The organism is Streptomyces chartreusis, from assembly GCF_008704715.1.
Classification (GTDB): domain Bacteria; phylum Actinomycetota; class Actinomycetes; order Streptomycetales; family Streptomycetaceae; genus Streptomyces; species Streptomyces chartreusis.
Window position 1 is genome coordinate 5,550,010 of sequence record NZ_CP023689.1, and the last position, 18,066, is coordinate 5,568,075.

Annotated in this window: 13 protein-coding genes; 8 read left to right on the forward strand and 5 right to left on the reverse strand. The window is 70.9% G+C overall.

What is annotated here, in order from left to right; all coding sequences use genetic code 11:
* Positions 1-41: 41 nt before the first annotated feature.
* On the forward strand, positions 42-602 hold the full coding sequence (locus tag CP983_RS24390) for a hypothetical protein (protein WP_107905942.1): 561 nt from the start codon (positions 42-44) through the stop codon (positions 600-602).
* Between the two features lie 82 nt (positions 603-684).
* Positions 685-1,848 (forward strand): DUF418 domain-containing protein, encoded by a 1,164-nt coding sequence (locus CP983_RS24395; RefSeq protein ID WP_150501784.1) that lies wholly within the window; start codon positions 685-687, stop codon positions 1,846-1,848.
* A 6-nt stretch (positions 1,849-1,854) separates the two neighbouring features.
* Here CP983_RS24395 and CP983_RS24400 read toward each other — a convergent pair whose 3' ends face one another.
* A complete protein-coding gene (locus CP983_RS24400; protein ID WP_107906267.1) occupies positions 1,855-2,364 on the reverse strand; it encodes a DUF2165 domain-containing protein in 510 nt (169 codons plus the stop codon).
* A 119-nt stretch (positions 2,365-2,483) separates the two neighbouring features.
* Here CP983_RS24400 and CP983_RS24405 point away from each other — a divergent pair, with 119 nt between their 5' ends.
* The 4 genes from CP983_RS24405 to CP983_RS44480 all read left to right on the forward strand — a co-directional run bounded on the left by CP983_RS24405 (position 2,484) and on the right by CP983_RS44480 (position 8,787).
* The gene (locus CP983_RS24405; RefSeq protein ID WP_167537755.1) at positions 2,484-5,885 is read left to right on the forward strand and encodes a tetratricopeptide repeat protein; all 3,402 of its coding nucleotides are present in this window, start codon (positions 2,484-2,486) and stop codon (positions 5,883-5,885) included.
* Between the two features lie 125 nt (positions 5,886-6,010).
* Positions 6,011-7,126 (forward strand): ADP-ribosylglycohydrolase family protein, encoded by a 1,116-nt coding sequence (locus CP983_RS24410; protein WP_107905940.1) that lies wholly within the window; start codon positions 6,011-6,013, stop codon positions 7,124-7,126.
* A 69-nt stretch (positions 7,127-7,195) separates the two neighbouring features.
* On the forward strand, positions 7,196-7,873 hold the full coding sequence (locus tag CP983_RS24415; protein WP_229914784.1) for an RNA polymerase sigma factor: 678 nt from the start codon (positions 7,196-7,198) through the stop codon (positions 7,871-7,873).
* Complete coding sequence (locus CP983_RS44480; protein ID WP_189748777.1) at positions 7,870-8,787, forward strand: CU044_5270 family protein; 918 nt, start codon at positions 7,870-7,872, stop codon at positions 8,785-8,787. Before CP983_RS24415 ends, CP983_RS44480 begins: the two co-directional genes overlap by 4 nt.
* 47 nt (positions 8,788-8,834) lie before the next feature.
* Here the strand turns inward: CP983_RS44480 and CP983_RS24425 are convergent, their stop codons facing one another.
* Together CP983_RS24425 and CP983_RS24430 are read right to left on the reverse strand one after the other, a co-directional pair.
* Positions 8,835-10,409, reverse strand: coding sequence for a sodium:solute symporter family protein (locus CP983_RS24425; RefSeq protein ID WP_107905937.1), 1,575 nt, complete (start codon positions 10,407-10,409; stop codon positions 8,835-8,837).
* A gap of 161 nt (positions 10,410-10,570) precedes the next feature.
* On the reverse strand, positions 10,571-11,356 hold the full coding sequence (locus CP983_RS24430) for an SDR family oxidoreductase (RefSeq protein WP_125525525.1): 786 nt from the start codon (positions 11,354-11,356) through the stop codon (positions 10,571-10,573).
* 93 nt (positions 11,357-11,449) lie between these two features.
* Here CP983_RS24430 and CP983_RS24435 point away from each other — a divergent pair, with 93 nt between their 5' ends.
* Positions 11,450-12,289 carry a hypothetical protein gene (locus CP983_RS24435; RefSeq protein WP_150501788.1) on the forward strand — a complete coding sequence of 280 codons (840 nt, stop codon included), beginning with the start codon at positions 11,450-11,452 and terminating at the stop codon, positions 12,287-12,289.
* A 24-nt stretch (positions 12,290-12,313) separates the two neighbouring features.
* Here CP983_RS24435 and CP983_RS24440 read toward each other — a convergent pair whose 3' ends face one another.
* The gene (locus CP983_RS24440) at positions 12,314-14,170 is read right to left on the reverse strand and encodes an MFS transporter (protein WP_150501789.1); all 1,857 of its coding nucleotides are present in this window, start codon (positions 14,168-14,170) and stop codon (positions 12,314-12,316) included.
* Positions 14,171-14,366: 196 nt separating this feature from the next.
* Positions 14,367-16,955, reverse strand: a complete 2,589-nt coding sequence (locus CP983_RS24445) for a D-alanyl-D-alanine carboxypeptidase (protein WP_229914783.1) — start codon at positions 16,953-16,955, stop codon at positions 14,367-14,369.
* Between the two features lie 253 nt (positions 16,956-17,208).
* On the opposite strand from CP983_RS24445, the gene CP983_RS24450 reads away from it, so the two are divergent.
* Positions 17,209-17,967 carry a GOLPH3/VPS74 family protein gene (locus CP983_RS24450; RefSeq protein ID WP_093866454.1) on the forward strand — a complete coding sequence of 253 codons (759 nt, stop codon included), beginning with the start codon at positions 17,209-17,211 and terminating at the stop codon, positions 17,965-17,967.
* Positions 17,968-18,066 lie beyond the last annotated feature (99 nt).

Here is an 18,066-nt window from a genome sequence, read left to right on the forward strand (position 1 = left end):
GATGATCCGACCCCCGCTGGAGGGGTGCCTTAGCTGAGGAGATGCGTGCCGTGCCTGCTCCCAAGGTATGGGTGACCGGTCTGACGGTGGGAGCGATAGCCGCCGTCACCGCCCTCGCCGTGCAGGCAGAGAAGGGGCCGCACCCCACGGCCGCGAAGGCCCGCCCGAGCGCGTCGGCGGCGGCGGGCGCGAGTCCCGCACCGACGAAGTCCCCCGCGCCGGCGGTCGTGCCGGACAGCTCCGGCACGGGCCGCCGGGTCGTCTACTCCCTGGGGAAGAAGCGGGTCTGGCTGGTCGACGCGAGCGACGCGTCCCGCCGTACCTTCGCCGTCTGGCCGGGCACGGTGAGCCCGGACCCCGGCAGCTACGCGGTGTCGTCCCGCAGCATGGCCACCACCGGCTCGGACGGCGTGCAGATCGAGAACATCATCTACTTCGCCGCGAAGTCCGGCATCTCCATCGCCTTCTCCAACGCCGTCGACGGCTCCTCGCCCCCGCCCGCCGGCGACAAGCAGACCGGCGGCATCCGGATGCGCGCGGCCGACGGCGCGGCGCTGTGGAAGTTCGGCGAGGCGGGTACGTCGGTGGTCGTGGTGAAGTAACCGTCCGCTGCATCCTTCGATGTACGGCAGGTTCCCCTTCGCTCATGACGATCCGGGGAGATACCGCCGAGACGATGAGGGCATGACGCACACGGACGCGCGAGTCCCGCAGACACCGCAGGCCACGCCCGCCGGACGCCGGCTTCCGCTCCTCGACGTACTGCGCGGCGTGGCCATCCTGGGCACCCTCATGACCAACGTGTGGATCTTCACCGGTCCTGGCGCGGAATGGGGAGCCCTGGAGTCCGGGATGGCCACGGGACCCGTCGAAAGCACCTTCGGCGTGCTCGCGAACGGCAAGTTCCTGTCCCTGCTGACGATCCTGTTCGGGGTCGGCCTGGCCATCCAGTACGACTCGGCGAAGCGGCGCGGACAGCCGTGGCCGGGCCGCTACCGGTGGCGGGCACTGTTCCTGTTCGCCGAGGGCACGGTGCACTTCGTGCTGGTCTTCGCCTGGGACGTACTGATGGGGTACGCCGTCACCGCACTGCTCGTCGCCTGGCTGCTGACCCGCTCGGAACGGGCGCAGCGGCGGGTGATGTGGTGGGCGGCGGGCATCCACCTGACGCTGATGGTCCTGCTGACGGCGGCGATCGCGGCGGCCGGCGACGGCACCGACGACGGCACGGTCTCCCGGGAGGTCGTGGACCTGTACGCCCACGGAAGCTACCTGGACCAGATCGCCTTCCGGCTGGAGAACGCGCTCGCGCTGCGCATGGAACCGGTCCTGACCTTCTTCCTCCTGCTCTTTTTGTTCCTGCTGGGCGTACGGCTGTTCCGGGCGGGCGCGTTCGGTGCGGACGAGACCGGACGCCGGCTGCGCTCCCGCCTCCTGGCCTGGGGGATCGGCCTCGGCCTGCCCCTCAACGCGGCGGCGGCGCTGGCCGGCCCGGACCTGTTCCTGCTCGCCAGGTACGGCACCGCCCCGCTGCTGGCCCTCGGCTACATCGGCCTGGTCGGTGCCGTGGTGGACCGGGTACGGAGGCCGGGCCCGCTGATGACGGGCCTGACCTCCGTGGGCCGGACGGCGCTGTCCGGTTACGTCCTGCAGAACGCGCTGTGCGTGCTCATCTCCTACGGCATCGGGCTGGGCCTCGCGGAACGGCTCGACGGCACGGGCCCCTGGTGGGTCGTGGCGCTGTGGGCCACGGTCTGCGCGGTCCTCATGGCGGGCTCCACGCTGTGGCTGCGGCGGTTCTCGACAGGGCCCCTGGAATCGGTCCAGAAATGGGCCCTGCGCCGCTGATCCCCGTCAGACGTCGGCCCGTTGCGCCGGCCCGAACGGCAGGTGGTTGACGATCAGCACGACACCGCTGAACAGGAACACCCGCGTCGCCGCGTCCAGCCCGTTCCAGTCTCCGGACTGCCACATGGAGAACCACTCGCCGCCGATCGCGATGAACCCGGCGCCGAACAGCAGCATCAGCATGAGCAGGCCGTACGTGGAGAAGCGGCGGGCACGGTGGTCGTCGCGGCGGAACCAGAGCCAGGTGCCGTATATGAGGACGAGGGCGGCGAGGGTCTCCCAGACGATGATCGCGACGTACGCCGCGTCCTGAAGTCCCTTGCTGGTGACGGCTCTCCACATCAGGTCGTCGTCCTTGAACGTGGTGTCCATCGCCAGGACGTGCCGCACGAACTGCTGGTTCGTCCCGAAGTCGGTGATGTTCCCGAAGGCCACGAGAGCGATGTAGAGGGCGACCGCCGCGGTGAGCAGGGTGGCGGCGAGGTGGAGGGCGGGGCGTGGGGGTGTGGATGACATGGTGGTCATCTTCCCGGCTGGCCGCTTCACCGGGTAGGCATTGAGTCAGCTGAGGCGGCTGTCCTGGCACCCGGACCTCTGCGAGACTTCCCGATGAACCGGCTTACGGGGGTGGGCGGATGGGATCGGCACGGCCGTCGATGCAGGAGCTGATCGAGCGGCGCAAACGCGGGGGCTTCATCGGCCGACGGGCCGAGATCGATCGCTTCCGGACCAACTTCGACGTCCCGTTGGACGACGAACGGCACAGTTTCGTCTTCCACATCCACGGTATGGCGGGTGTCGGGAAGTCCTCGCTGCTGCAGGAGTTGAGGCAGGTCGCGACCCAGCGTCAGGCGATCACCGCCACGTTGGACGAGACCGTGAACAGCGTGCCGGAGGCCATGGCCGCGATCAGTGCCCAGTTCGCCGCCCAGGGCTTTGAGCTGAAGGCCCTGGACAAAATGCTGTCCACCTACCGCCAGCGGCGCCACGAGGCGGAACTCGCCTCAGCCGCGGCAGAACCCGGTGCGGGCGCCGCATCTCCGTCGGCGGGCAGCATGGCCGTGGCTCAGGCGGGGCTGATCGGTCTCGGCATGGTGCCCGGGGTGGGGGCGTTCGCGGGAGCCGTCGACCCGGCCCAGGTGGCCCACCAGGCGGATCGGTTGAGAGCGGCGATCAGCCCTCGTCTCCGTGATCACGACGATGTGCAGCTCGTGCTGGAGCCGGTCAAGGTGTTGTCGCCCGTGTTCGTGGCGGAGCTCAACCGGCTCGCGGGTGCCAAGCCCTGGATCGTGCTGTTCTTCGACACCTACGAACGGACGGCACCGTTCCTGGATCCCTGGCTCGCGGACGTGATCGTGAATGGCCGTTACGGCAGTCCCCCGGGGAACGCGGTCTTCGCCCTCGCAGGACAGCACGGTCCGGATCCGTCCTGTTGGAGGGACTTCACGGGCTACATGACGGAGGACGCCCTCGACCCCTTCACCGAATCCGAAGTACGCCAACTGCTCGCGTCCAAAGGCGTGGTGGAGGAACAGGTCGTACGGGACGTACTGGAGCTGTCCGACTGCCTGCCGGTGCTGGTCAAGACGCTCGCGGAGCATGCGCACAACGACCCGGGCACGGTGTCCGATCCGGCTGCCACCGCCGTTGAACGGTTCCTGTGGTGGGAGCAGGACCCGGAGCTGCGAAAGGCGGCTCTCGCCTGCGCGTTCCCGCGCCGCCTGGACGAGGACGTCTTCCGTGCGGCGGTGGACGCGGAAGCGGTGGCGTCGTACGCGTGGTTGCGCCGCCTTCCCTTCGCGAGCGACCGGGCAGGGCGGGTGCTCTACCACGATGTGGTCCGCAAGATGATGCTCAGGCTCCAGCGGACAAGGTCGCCCCATCGGTGGTCGGCACGCCACGAGCACCTCGCGCAGACCTACGGCCAGTGGCGGGCGGAGATCGCGGACGGCCGGGGCCCGGACGAGCTGTGGGCCGACGAGGTCTGGCGTGAACTGCGGGCGGAGGAGGTCTACCACGACCTGTGCGCCCGCCCCCGGGCAGCCGTGCCGGACGTGCTCGGAGACATCGTCGATGCCTGCCGCACCGACGCGGCGGCGGTGCGGGTCTGCGCGCAGGCCCTGTGCGACGCCGGGGAGCAGACCGAAACCGAGGAGACGGCCGCCTGGGGGCGAGAGCTGCTCTCGGCACTCACGCAGGAGGCCAACGGGGTTCTGGCGGCGCTCGGAGTCCTGCTGGAAGGCGGGGGGCTCAGCATGCCGAAACGGGCCGAGGCGCACTGCATACGAGCCCAACTGCTGCGCCGGTCCCGTGAGTACGAGCGTGCACTGGCCGAGTGCCATCGTGCCGTCGCCCTCGATGCGGATTCTGCGACGGCACACTATGAACGCGGCGTCACACTGTCGATACTCGGCGATCAGACAGCCGCTCTCGCCGAGCTCGACCGTGCCGATCAGCTGCGCCCCGACGACCGGGCGATCCTGTTCGAACGCGGGGATGTCCTGCAAGAGCTGGAACGCCACGAGGATGCCTTGGCGGTCTTCGACCACATGCTGCTCCTCGACCAGGTGGACGCCGTGGCCTGGGCCTGCCGCGCGTACAGCAAGCACGTCCTGGGCGACGACGACGAAGCGCTCGCCGGCTTCGGCCGGTCGCTGGAGATCAACGACAAGTACCTGTGGGCGCTGGTGCACCGGGCCGAGGTGTACCGGAGCCTGGCCAGGCTCGACGAGTCGTTCGCCGATCTGGACCGGGCGGTGGAGATCTCCGCCGACAGCGCCTGGATCGCCTCGGAGCGTGGTGACGCCTACCGGTTGGTCGGGCGGTACGAGGATGCCGTCGAGGAACTAGGGCGGGCCTGCGCCCTCGAGCCCGAGCATGCTTCCGCGCACGCGGGGCGTGGCTACGCGCTCGCCGCTCTGCACCGTGTCGAAGAGGCTCGTACGGCCTTCGATCGTGCTGTCGAGATCGAGCCCGACTATGTGTGGGCGCTGGTGCAGCGCGCCCAGTTGAGGCAAGGCACAGGAGATGAGCGGGGCCGTTGGGCCGACCTGGACCGGGCGGTCGAGGCCGACGGGGGCGTCTGGGCGCTCGTGGTACGTGGCATCGCGCACTGGGAGGAGGATCAGAACGCGGAGTCCCTCGCCGACTACGACCTGGCTCTGGAACGCGATGCCGACAACGGCCGTCTCCGGGCTCTGCGCGGCTCTGTGCTGATGGATCTGGGGAGGGACACCGAGGCCTACGCCGAGTTCGACAGGGCCGTGGAACTCGGCCACGACCATGCGGATGTCCTGACCAGGAGAAGCAGGGCCCATCGGAAGCGCTGGAGGTTCCGCGAGGCGCTCCAGGACGTCGAGGAAGCCCTTGCCGTCGAGCCGGGCCGAGCGAGCCTGCACAACGACCGGGCAGAGGTTCACATAGCGGTGGGAGATCTCTCCTCGGCGCGCACGAGCCTCGACCGGTGCGTCGCGGCGGAGGCGGGCAACGCCTACGCCCACAGCAGGATCGTGGACGTGCTGACACTGTCCGGCCGTTACGACGAGGCGTTGCGGGTTCTGGACGCCCATCGGGTGATGCTGCGACAGTACGACGCCGTTGAGGCCGCGAGACAGCTGTGGTTCGCCGAGGCACTGGCCGGCAGGTGGCAGCGCGCGCGTCGCGAGGCGGAGTGGCTGTACGTGACCGACATCCGGTACGGGGCACACACGATGGCCATGGCCGTAGGGCTGCAGGACGGCGCGCGTGACGCGGAGCCCTTGTGGGATGAAGCCCGGCGCAGAGGCCCTCGGGCAGGCACGGCCGCGTACCGGAATCTGGAGTTGGCTCTGGTCAGCTGGGGACGCGGCAGGTGGACCGTGGGCGATCAGCTGTACGCCGAGGGCATTGCGCTGTACCCCGACTGGGAGGATCTGACGAACCTCCTGGACGGGCTGGTGCTTCTGGCGCGCTTCCCCGGTGTCGAGTACGCCCTGCTGGGCCCCCGCCTGTCCCGGGTGGCCGGCGAGCGCGACTTGTTCCGGGCTCGCCATGGGTGAAACTGACTGGTCGGGTCGATTTCGGTCACATTCCGCATACCGATCCGCCCTCTGAACCGACCGTCCCCGGTCGATTACAGTGGCGAACTGTCGTACGGACGGAACGCTGTCACGGGGAGGTCTGGATGAGTGCGACCGCCGGCGCTGTCTGGGGCCGGACCGAGCAGCAGGACTTCCGCAGCCGGGTCCGCGGCACGCTGCTCGGCGTGGCCGTCGGGGACGCCCTTGGCGCGCCCGTCGACGGGCTCGGGCTGGAGGAGATCCAGGAGCAGTACGGCGCCGAGGGCGTCGTCGACCTGGTGTTCGGGTACGGGCGGCGCGGTGCCGTGAGCCATCTCACGCAGCTCACCCTGTTCTCCGTCGACGGGCTGATAAGAGCGCAGGTCAGACGGGACACCGGCGCCTGGCATCCGCCGACCGACGTGCACCGGGCGTATCTGCGCTGGGCCGCCACGCAGCGGGACTGGGGTCCCGACGAGCGCCGCAAGGACGACGGCTGGCTGGCCCGCGAGGAGTGGCTCTACGCCCGCCGCGACCCCACCCGCGCCCTGCTGATCGGCCTCGGCGACGAGACCATGGGCACGCTGGAGGCACCCAAGAACTCCACCGAGCTCGGCCCCGAGGCCGTCGCCCGTTCCGCGCCGTTCGGACTGCTCGTCGGCTGGGAGCCGCAGCTCGTCGTCCAGCTCGCCGTGGAGTGCGCGACCCAGACCCACGGCCACCCGATCGCCTATCTGTCGGCGGGCGCGTACGCCGTGATCGTGCACGGCCTGGCCTGCGGGGAGAGCCTCGACGGTGCCGTGCAGCGGGCCCTCGCGCTGCTCGCCCTGCGGCCCGGTCACGAGCCCGTGTCGGACGCCCTGCAGCACGCGCTCGGCGCCGTACGGCAGGGCATGCCCACCCCCGCGCGGGTGGAGGAGCTCGCCGCCGACGGCTCGGCGGACGGGCTGCTCGCGGCGGCCGTGTACTGCGCCCTGGTCGGCGAGGACGTCCGCCACGGACTCCGCCTCGCCGTGAACCACGACGGCCCCTCCGCCGCCGCGGCCGCCCTCACCGGCGGCCTGCTGGGCGCCCTGCACGGCGAGACCGCCCTGCCCCCGGCCTGGCTGGCCGAGCTGGAGGGCCGCCCCACGATGCTCGAACTCGCCGACGACTTCGCCATGGAGATGACCCAGGGCCCGGCCCTGCACGGCCCGTCCGGCTCGTCCCCGGGCTGGCTGGCCAGGTACCCGCGGGCCTGAGCCGTACGGCACGCACGCATGTGCGCGGCGTCACAGAGACGCCCGGCGACGGCCGGACAGGGGAGGGGTGTGGACCTTTCCCCGCGCGCCCGGATACGGGCCGGCGACCCGGAGGCCTTCGCCGAACTCTTCGTCGCCCACGCCCAGGCCCTGTACGGCCACGCCTCCCGTCTGACGGCGGATCGCGCCGCCGCCGAGGACGTGGTGTCCCTGACGTTCCTGGAGGCGTGGCGCCTGCGGGAGCGGCTGAGACCCGACGACCAGGACGGTGACGGCCTGCGTCCCTGGCTCTACGGCATCGCCACCAACGTCCTGCGCAACACCCGTCGCGCCGCCCGCCGTCACGGCGCCGCCCTCGCCCGGCTCCCCGACCGCCGGGCGGACGTGGGGACCGTGCCCGACTTCGCCGACGAGGTGGTCGGCCGCATGGCGGACGCCGAACGGCTCGCCGCCGCCCGCGCCGCGCTCGAACGGCTGCGCAGGCCCGAGCGAGAGGTGTTCGCCCTGTGCGTCTGGTCCGGCCTGAGCTACGCGGCCGCCGCCGAGGCCCTCGGCGTCACCCCCGCCTCCGTACGGTCCCGCCTTGCCCGCGCCCGCCAGAAGCTGCGCCGACTGGCCGAGGAGGAACTCGCGAAAGGCGCGGAACACAGGAATGCCGAAATACCGGGACGAACCTGTCGCGGCGGACAGGTACCGGACAGCCGCGCCACCGCGGCCCGGTCGACTCAGGAGAACCCCCACCGATGAATCCCGCACAGCGCGACGAGCGCGTAGAGCGCGACGAACTGGCCAGGCTGCTGCCGAGCCCGGGTGAGCCGGTCCTGTCGAGCGACCGCCGGACTCTCCTGCAGGAGCATCTGATGCGCGAACTCACCGCTGATCACAGCGACAGGACCGCCGAGGCCGCCAGGACGCGCACCCGGCGCCGCTTCGCCGCCATAGCCGTCCCCCTCGCCACCGCCGCCGCAGTCACGGCCACCGTCCTCCTCGGCGCCTCCGGCAACCCCGCCACCGACCAGCAGGCCGTCGACCTGCTGAACCGCATCGCCGAGGTCGCCGCCGCGCAGCCCGCCGCGTCCGTCCGCGACGACCAGTACGTCTACGTCGCCACCCAGGACACCGAGAACGGGGACGAGTACGGCGACATCTCCCTGCGCAGGGAAGACTGGCAGCCCGTCGACGGCAGGCGGTCCGGACTCGCCCGCATCAAGGTCCTCCCCGGCTCGGAGAACCCGTACATCCACAGCGGCGACATGAAGCTGAGCCGCGATGCGAACGTCACGTACTACCGGGAACTCGAAGCCCTGCCCACCGACCCGGAGCAGCTGTACCGCGTGATCTGGGACGGCACCGAGGGAGAAGGCCCCACCCAGGAGGCCGCCGCGCTGGAGGAGATCTGCTCGATGCTGCCGTCGGCGACCCTGCTGCCCGACCTGAACGCCGCGCTCTACCGTGCCGCCGCGAAGATTCCCGGAGTCTCGGTGGTCGAGAACGCCGAGGACCTCGCCGGGCGCAAGGGCGTCGGCCTCACCTTCAAGGACGGTGACGACCAGGACACCTGGGTCTTCGACAAGAAGTCCCTCCGGTTCCTCGGCACGGACGAGGAAGCTCTGCTGGGTGTCGGGATCGCCGACAGGATCGGTGAGGTGCCCGAGAACTGACGGGGCGTGTCCCGGGGCCGCCACCGACCGGCGACCCCGGGCTCCGCTCAGTCCTTCGCCCGCGTCCCCACGGCGTCCTCCACCTCACCCGCCGGCGCCGGCACCGCGGCCGCCGCCGTTCCGTCGTCGTCCGTGTTGATGCGTTCGACGACGGCGAGCCGCTCCGGGGTGTCCTCCGGCTTGAGGAAGCCGATGAGGATGTAGAGGATCAGCGAGACCGCCAGCGGGATGGAGACCTGGTACTGGAGCGGCACGCCGCCCTCGATCTGCCAGCTGATCGGGTAGTTGACCAGCCAGAAGGCGAGCAGACCCATCGACCAGCTGGTGAGCGCGGCGGTGGGGCCGGAGCGGCGGAACGGTCGCAGCAGGCCCAGCATCATCGGGATGGCGATCGGGCCCATGAGACCGGCGACCCACTTGATCACGACGGTGATGATGTCCTTGAAGGTGGGGGAGTTGACCTGGGTCGCCACCGCCATCGAGAGGGCGAGGAAGACGACCGTGGTCACCCGGGCCGCGATCAGCCCGGACCGCTCGCCCCACGCCCGCGCCTGCTTCGACAGCACCGGCGCCACGTCCCGGGTGAACACGGCCGCGATCGCGTTGGCGTCGGAGGAGCACATGGCCATCGTGTGCGAGAAGAAGCCGACGATCACGAGGCCCAACAGACCGTGCGGCAGCAGCTGTTCGGTCATCAGGCCGTACGAGTCCGAGCCGTCCGGCTTCTGCGACTCGACCAGCAGCGGTGACATCCACATCGGGAAGAACAGCACCACCGGCCAGACCAGCCACAGCACCGCCGACAGCCGCGCGGAGCGCTCGGCCTCCCGCGGGGTGGCCGTGGCCATGTACCGCTGGGCCTGGTTGAGCATGCCGCCGTTGTACTCGAAGAGCTTGATGAACAGGAACGCGAGCAGGAAGACGGTTCCGTACGGTCCGACCAGCGGCTCGCCGTGACCCTGGAGCTCCGGCCGGTCCCAGGCGTCGAGGAAGCCGATGCCCTTGTCGTTCAGCTCCATGATGACCGCGACGAACATCGCGACGCCGGCCAGCAACTGGATGACGAACTGGCCGAGTTCGGTCAGCGCGTCCGCCCAGAGGCCGCCGATGGTGCAGTAGACGGCCGTGATGCAGCCGGTGATGAGGATGCCCTGGTTCAGGGACACGCCCGTGAACACCGACAGCAGGGTGGCGATGGCGGCCCACTTGGCGCCGACGTCCACGATCTTCAGCAGCATGCCGGACCAGGCCAGCGCCTGCTGGGTCTTCAGGTCGTAGCGGTTCTTCAGATACTCCAGCGGGGAGGCCACATGGAGCCGTGAACGCAGCCGGTTGATGCGCGGCGCGAACAGCTTCGAACCGATCGCGATGCCGAGCGCGATGGGGAAGGACCAGGTGACGAAGGACGTGACGCCGTAGGTGTAGGCGATGCCCGCGTACCCGGTGAACATCACCGCGCTGTAGCCCGACATGTGGTGCGAGATGCCGGACAGCCACCAGGGCATTTTTCCGCCGGCGGTGAAGAAGTCGCTGACGTTGTCCACTCGCTTGTGCGACCAGACGCCGATCGCGACCATCACGCCGAAGTAGCCGATGAGCACGGCCCAGTCGAGACTGTTCATGGGACCCCTTCCCCGGGTTCCGTCCTGTGAACGGCTCGCCCATGGTGGGTGCGGTGGCGAGGGCACGACAAGCGCACGTAAGGTCAACAGACAGTAAAATCGTTCGGCTTGGTGACCTACGTTCATGAACATGAACAGCTATGAACGGTCGAAACCGTACCTCAGCGCATCAACTCCCCCGCATTCACCAGCAGCGACTGCCCGGTGATCGCCCGCGCCAGATCCGACGCGAGGAAGACCGCCGCGTTGGCGACGTCGCCGTCCGTGGCCAGGTCCGGCAGCGCCATCCGCTCGGTCAGCCGCTTCAGTACGTCCTCCTCCGGCACCTGATCGGTGTGCGCGGTGAACTGGACGTACGCCTGCACCGGCGGCCCCCACATCCAGCCCGGCAGCACGGTGTTGACCCGGATGCGGTGCGGGCCCAGCTCCCGGGCGAGGGAGTACATGGCGCTGGTGAGCGCGCCCTTGGAGGCGGCGTAGGCGGCCTGGCGCACCTGGGACGGAGCGGCCACCGAGGACTGGGTGCCGATGAACACCACCGAGCCGCCGCACTCCTTCAGCGCCGGCAGGCAGGCCCGGGTCATCCGCAGCGAGCCCAGCAGATTGACGTCGATCACCGACAGCCAGGTGGCGAAGTCGGCGTCCTGGAGACCGCCGAAGTAGGAGTCCCAGGCGGCGACATGGACCACGCCGTCGATCCCGCCGAACCGCTCCCGGGCCAGCGCGGCCAGCGCCTCGCACTGGCCCTCGTCGGTGATGTCGGTCGCCCGGTACGCCGTGTGCGCCCCGTCGGGATCGATCTCGGCGGCGCTCTTCGCCAGGTTCGCCTCCGTGCGCGCCCCGAGCACGGCGTTCCCGCCGTCCCGTACGACGGCCGCCGCGACCTGGTGGCCCAGTCCGGCTCCCACTCCCGAGACGACGACGGTCTTGCCGGTGAGCAGTGACATCGAGACCTCCCTGACTCTGGCGCATTATCTGACGGGGCGTCAGAGTATGGGCGTCCGAGGGAGGACGGAAGCCACCGGAAGGAAGGGAACGGCATGAGCGAGGACACCCGCAGCGAGGTGTACGCCGAACTGGCCGCCGTCGGCCCGTACGGAGTCCGCCCCGGCCACGCCCTGATCACCATGGTCGAACCGCACCCGGGCCACGAGTACGCCTACAACCGCTGGTACGAGGACGATCACTACTACGCCGGCGCGATGGCCATGCCCTGGATGTACGCGGGCCGCCGCTGGGTGGCCACGAGGGACCTCCAGCTGCTGCGCTACCCGGAGAAGTCGGCGATAGCCCAGCCCGTCACCGCCGGCTGCTACATCTCCACGTACTGGATCACCGCCGGCCGCTACGCCGACCACATGCGCTGGACCGTCGGCATCAACAAGCGCCTGGGCCGCGACGCCCGTGTCTACCAGGACCGCACCCACGTCTTCACGGCGTTCCAGGACCACGAGGCGACGGTGTACCGCGACGGCGCGGCCGGCCCCCGCGACTTCCACGCCCTGGACCACCCCTACGCGGGCCTGGTCGTGCAGGTCGTCGACGCCGCCTCGCCCGAGCAGCGCGCCGAGCTGCTGGAGTGGCTGCGCACCCGGCACCTCCCCAAGCGCCTCGCGGGCTCCCCGGCCGCACTGGTGACGATCTTCCGGCCCACGCCACTGCCCCTCGACCGCATGTCGTACGTCAAGCAGGTCGAGGGCGTCGACACCCGGCTGACCCTGCTGTGGTTCCTGGAGGCGGACCCGAGGCAGTGCTGGGAGCCCACCTTCACGGGCCTGGACACGGCGGTGGAGGAGGCGGGCCTCGGGCGGGTGGAGCTGGTGGCGCCGTTCGTCCCTACGGTGCCGGGCACGGACCGGTACGTGGACCGGCTGCGCTGACCGGACGCCTCCCGGCCGGCCCGGTCAGCGCAGCTCCTCCGGGCAGGGCGTGCCGCGCGGCACCGTGTAGGGCGCGGCCAGCCGGTAGGTGCCCGCCTTCGGGGCGACCAGGGTCGTCCACCGGTCGCCGAGGGCGTCCTCCGCCGTCTCCGTCAGACAGCCGTTGACGTTGTCGTACGTCTTCGGCTCGCCGTCGGGGCGGTCCTGGGACTCCTCGGTCTCCTTCGGCGGGTCGAGCTTCTTGCCGTCGGCGTCGACGATGCTCAGCCACGGCGAGTAGGGGATGCGGATCAGGACGCGGCCGGGCCTGCTCACCCGCATCGTCATCTCGCCCTGCTCGGCCCGCTCGACCACGGCGTTCGGCTCGGCGAGCGGCGCCGGGGCGGTCACCTGGAACAGCTGCCAGTTGGCGTCGCCCCACACCTGCTTCAGATACGGCATCCCGCGCTGCACCAGCTCCCGCTCGCGCTCCGCGCCCGAGGCGTCCGGCTCGTCCTTGGGCAGCACCACGAAGTGCACGGCCCAGCGCTGGAGCCACTCGCGGTAGTTCGCGGAGTTGAGGGTGTCGTCGTAGAAGAGCGGGTTGCGCTCCATGTCGGCCTGGCGGTTCCAGCCGCGGGCCAGGTTGACGTACGGCGCGAGCGCGGAGGCCTCCCGGTGGGAGCGGGCCGGGACCACCTCGACGCGGCCCTTCTCGGCGCCGACCTCCTGGAGCTCGTTGACCAGCGGCGCCAGCTCGCGCGCCCAGGACGCGGCCGGGGCGGCGTGGATGATGTCGTCGACCGTCTTGTAGCCGATCCAGCCGACGAAGGTGAGCAGGGCCAGTACGCCCGTGTACCACTTGCGCGAGCGGGGCACCGTGTACGGCAGCGCGGCCACCAGCGCCGTCCCGGCGAACAGCATCGCCAGACGCGTGATGTTGGAGCCGATCTGCGAGCTGACGACCCAGACGAGCACGACCGAGAGGCCGTAGACCGCCGACACCAGCCGGACCGTCTTCCAGTCCTCGGGCACGATCACGAAGGTCACCACGGCGCACAGCAACGGCAGCAGCACCGACCCGATCACCATCGGCTGGGTGCCGGAGAAGGGGAACAGCCAGGCCGACACCGCGACCACCGCCGTCGGCGCGATGCCCAGCGCCCAGGCGCCCGGCCGCCGCTTCTGCAGGAACAGCGCCACCGCCACGAAGCCCACGAACAGCCCCGCGACCGGCGAGGCCATGGTGGCGAGCGCCGCCAGCGGGGCCGCGCACAGCGCCTTCGCCCAGCGTTTGTAGCGCCAGCGGTACGGCCAGCAGAACACGACGGCGACCGCGCCCAGCGCGAACATCGTGCCAAGACCGAAGGTCACCCGCCCGGAGATCGCGTTGGCGATCAGCCCGAAGACCCCGGCGAACGCGGCCCACAGCGGATTGCGCACCGACCGGCTGCGCAGCAGCACCAGCGTCAGCAGGCCCGCCGTGATGGTCCCCGCGATCATCATCGTCGTACGGACGCCGAGGACCGACATCAGATACGGCGACACCACGCTGTAGGACACCGGGTGCATACCGCCGTACCAGGCCAGGTTGTAGGCCGAGTCCGGGTGCCGGCCGACGAACTCGGCCCAGGCGTCCTGGGCGGCCAGATCGCCACCGCTGTTCGCGAACGTGAAGAACCAGATGATGTGGAGGAGCCCGGCCAGCGCCGTCATCGACAGCACCGGGCGACGCAGCAGACGCTCACGCAGGGCGGCGACGGCGGCGGTCAGCCGCGACGGGGGTCTCTCCTCCGTACGGCTGTGGCCCTCTCCCGTGCGTGGCGCGGGTACGCGTATTCGCGGACCGGCTCCCCGTCCCGGATCGGCGTCGTCGGCGCGTGTCGGCTCCGCAGTGGCCACGTCTGAGGCACTCCCCGTGCTGTCCCGTCTTCTGTTCCGGCCGCGTCCCGTTTCCCGCGTGTTGTCGGCCCGGACCTCGAAGGTTCTCCGGGCGCGTCTTGCGAGCGACGACCTGCCCGTTTCGTGACGCTAGCACGCAGCCCGCCGACGAGCGCCGTCGGCGGGCTGCGCGAGGGTCCCTTCGGATGCCCGAAGGTCAGGCGATACGGGTCAGCTTGTCCGTGAAGCCCGGCTCGGTCAGCTCCGTCCGGAGAGCGACCGGGATCTTGACGGCGCCGCTGCTGCCGTCGCCCACGGTGAGCGTGCCCACCTGGGTGCCGGCCTTCGCGGTGTGCGGCACCTCGTCGGGCGCGAAGGTCAGCTTCACCTGCAGGCCCGACCAGCCGACCGCCTTGACGTCCTTGGTGGCGACGACCGCGGTGCGACCGCCGAGACCGTCGTCGACGTACCCGACGACGTCGCCCTTCTTCAGGATCGTGGCCGACTCCAGCGCGCCCTGCGCGGCACGGATGAGCTTGTCGCCGCCGTCCAGCGCGGCGCTCAGGATGGTGTTCTCCGGACCGCCGGCGGGCTGGCGGACGACGGCGCCGACGATGGTGCGGGTCTCGCCGCCGACCTCCTTCTTCGCGGCGAACACGAGGTTGCCGAGGGCGGAGGTGGTGGTGCCGGTCTTGATGCCGACGACGTCGTTCTTGCCGACCAGCTGGTTCCAGTTGGAGTGGTTCGTCCCCTTGTAGTCGTCGTACGACATCATCGCGGCGACCTCACGGAAGGCGGGGAACTTCATCGCCGCCTTCGCCAGCTTCACCTGGTCCACCGCCGTGCTGACGGTGGTGTCGTTCAGGCCCGAGGGGTCGGTGTACGTCGTGTTCGTCATGCCGAGGTCCTCGGCGGCGGCGTTCATCTTCGCCACGAACGACTTCTCCGAACCGGCGTCCCAACGAGCCAGCAGCCGGGCCACGTTGTTCGCGGATGCGATCAGGATGCTCTCCAGCGCCTCGCGCTGGGTGATCTCGTCGCCGGCGGTGACGTTGACGGTCGACTCCTGGCCCGCGTTCGACTGGTCCTCGGCGAGCTGGTCGATCTTGATGTTCGGGCCCTTGTCGCCGCTCTTGAGGGGGCGGTCGCGCAGGACGAGGTACGCGGTCATGACCTTGGCGACACTGGCGATCGGCACGGGCTTCTGGTCGCCGGAGGAGCCGAAGGTGCCGATGCCGTCGACGTCCAGCGCGGCCTGGCCGTCGGCGGGCCACGGGATGTCGATCTTGCTGCCGTCGAAGGTGAAGGTGTCCTTCGCGGTCAGCTCCAGGGTGGGCGCCGGGAGCGGGCGCACCGACTGGACGACCGCGAACACGATCGCGAGCAGGATGACCAGCGGCGTCCAGATCTTCACCCGCCGGATGGCCGTCCGCACCGCGGTGTCCGGCGGCGGCGGGGTGTTCGTCAGCTCGGCCAGCAGATCGAGCGGCGGCCTCGGCGGCAGCGGCTGCTGGGTGGTCCGCTCGGGACCGACCTGGGGGACGGCGGTGGTGACGTCCGGGGCGGCGGGCGGCTTCGGCGCGTCCGGGGTGACCGGCGGCTTCGGGGCCTCCGGCCGGATGTCCGGCTTGAGCGCGACGAACTTGCTGGTCCGCTCGGCGGGCGCCTCGGGCTTCGGCGCCCCGGGCTCGGGGGCGTCGGGCTTGGGGGCGTCGGGCCTGGGCGCCTTCAGCATGGTGGTCGGCTGATCGACGGAGGGCTTGGAGGGCCGTACGGCGAAGACGGCGGTCGGCTGATCGACGGCCTTGGCGGTGCCGCCGTCGCCCTCGCGCCGGTCGGAGCCAGCGGGCGCGTCACCCTTCGCGTCCTGGTCCTTGCCCGCGTCGGCCTTGGAGCCGGCCTCGGCGTCCTTGCCGGGAACGGCGTCCTCGGGGGCCTCGGCGGCGGTGCTCGCGGCGGCGGTCTTGCGGGGGTCCGCGGGGGCGGCGTCCTCGGGGGAGCCCCCGGAGGCGGCAGGAGCGTCCTTGTCGGCCCCCTCGGGCGCCTCGGCGGCCTCAGGAGCCTCGGACGCCTCAGCGGCCTCGGCGGGGCCGTCCTCGGCGGTCGTGGCGGCGTCGTCGGCGTCGGAAGCCGCTGCGGCGTCCGTCTCGACATCGCTGTCGGCACCCTCGGCGGTGTCGCCCGCGTCCGCCGTCGCGTCCTTGGCGTCGCCGTCCGAGGTGGCCACCCAGGCCGCGACCGCAGCCTTCAGCCGGTCGTCGCCCGACCCGGACCCGGCGTCACCGCCGGCCTCCGCCGGTACGGCGTCCTCGGGCTCCGCCGCGTCGGCGCGCTCGGCCTCGGCATCCGCGCCCTCGTCGCCGGAGGCATCCGCCTTCGCGTCCTCGGCGTCCTCGCCCTCGGCATCCGCCTGCTCGTCGTCCGCGTCGGCGTCCCCGGTGTCCGGGGTCCCCGTCTTCGCGCTCTCGGGGTCCGCGGCGTCGCCGCCCTTCGCCGTCGCGTCGTCAGCCGTCGGGTCCTCGGAGTCCTCGGCGCCATCGGACTTCTCCGCGCCCTCGGACTCCAGCTCGGCCCGTACCGCCTCCAGTTCGCGGCGGGACAGCACCCGCGTCGCCGTGTCCACGCCGCCGCGGGATGCCGGCTTCCGCGCGGACGCGGACTCCCGGGCAACCGCGAGGCGCGGGTCGCGCTTCTCCGCGCCGCCCTCGGGTTCGGGCCTGGATTCGGGAACCGGAATCGCGCTCCCCGACGTCGGTTCTGCCGACGACTCGCGCTGCTTCGACCTGTCGGGGGACTCGCCCGCCACCGATGCCTCCTCCATGTGCCGCCGCACGCCCTCCGTGCGTCTGCCGTACCGTGAGCCGTCGCCCGGACACTGTGACCGTAGCGACCCCCGTGCCGCTGCCCGAACCATGTACCAGTGTCCTGTGCGCGGCCCCCCACTGACGCGGTAGACGAGAACGACATACCTACCGGTTCCCTTACAAACAGGTCACGCACCCTCGACAGACCAATGTGAGAGGGGTCACCCTGTCTTTCATCCACGCGGGGAGGCATGGATGGGCAGGAGCCGCAGAACAATTCCGGAGGAGCTTCTGCTGCTGGCGCTGGACCCGACCACGGGTACCACCGCACAGCCGCAGTCGCTCGACCTCGGTCTGGCCGGAGCACAGCTAGTGGAGCTGGCGCTGGCCGGACGGATAGCCCCAGACGGGGATCGTATCGCCGTGGTGGCACCACGGCCGACAGGAGATCCAACACTGGACTGTGCGTTGGAGTTGCTGCGAAGGCGTGGCGCTCCCGTGCGTGCCGTCCACTGGATCGGCGGGCCCCGGCTGGGGCTGCGCCAGACCTATCTCTCGCATCTGGAGAGGTGCGGCATGGTCGCCGCCGTACCAGGACAGATGTGCGGAGTGCTGCCGACGACTCGCTATCAAGCGACGGACAACGACATCAGCCGGGAGATCAGGGCCCGGCTGGATTCCGCGATCCGCACCGGCGTACCGCCGGACCCGCGGACCGCGGCGCTCGCCGCCCTGGCGCACGCGGTCGGCCTCGGCAAGCACCTGTACCCGGGCAACGAGGGGCGATCCTCTCGATCCCGGCTCAGGGACCTGATCAGGCACGACCCCATGGGCGGTCTCGTCGCGCACGCGGTGATGGACGTCCAGAACGGCGCGGCGGCACAGCCGCGTCGCAACCCGGCTGCCCCGGCCGGCCGGCAGGCCGCACCCGGAGGCAGGGCCGCGGCGGAACCCGCTCGTGGCGTTCCGGTGCAGCCGCGCCGCGGATCCATGGCGCGTGTCGTGGCCCACTGAGCCGCAGTCCCACGACCCGCATCACCGGATCCGGCGCACGCACCGCCTGATCCAGCACGTGCACCACCCGTTCCACCCGCACCACAGGCACGACCCGTA

Coding starts and splice junctions, on each gene's coding strand:
- CP983_RS24390 (WP_107905942.1), top strand. CDS start 42: ATGCGTGCCGTGCCTGCTCCCAAGGTATGGGTGACCGGTCTGACGGTG.
- CP983_RS24395 (WP_150501784.1), top strand. CDS start 685: ATGACGCACACGGACGCGCGAGTCCCGCAGACACCGCAGGCCACGCCC.
- CP983_RS24400 (WP_107906267.1), bottom strand. CDS start 2,364: ATGTCATCCACACCCCCACGCCCCGCCCTCCACCTCGCCGCCACCCTG.
- CP983_RS24405 (WP_167537755.1), top strand. CDS start 2,484: ATGGGATCGGCACGGCCGTCGATGCAGGAGCTGATCGAGCGGCGCAAA.
- CP983_RS24410 (WP_107905940.1), top strand. CDS start 6,011: ATGAGTGCGACCGCCGGCGCTGTCTGGGGCCGGACCGAGCAGCAGGAC.
- CP983_RS44480 (WP_189748777.1), top strand. CDS start 7,870: ATGAATCCCGCACAGCGCGACGAGCGCGTAGAGCGCGACGAACTGGCC.
- CP983_RS24425 (WP_107905937.1), bottom strand. CDS start 10,409: ATGAACAGTCTCGACTGGGCCGTGCTCATCGGCTACTTCGGCGTGATG.
- CP983_RS24430 (WP_125525525.1), bottom strand. CDS start 11,356: ATGTCACTGCTCACCGGCAAGACCGTCGTCGTCTCGGGAGTGGGAGCC.
- CP983_RS24435 (WP_150501788.1), top strand. CDS start 11,450: ATGAGCGAGGACACCCGCAGCGAGGTGTACGCCGAACTGGCCGCCGTC.
- CP983_RS24450 (WP_093866454.1), top strand. CDS start 17,209: ATGGGCAGGAGCCGCAGAACAATTCCGGAGGAGCTTCTGCTGCTGGCG.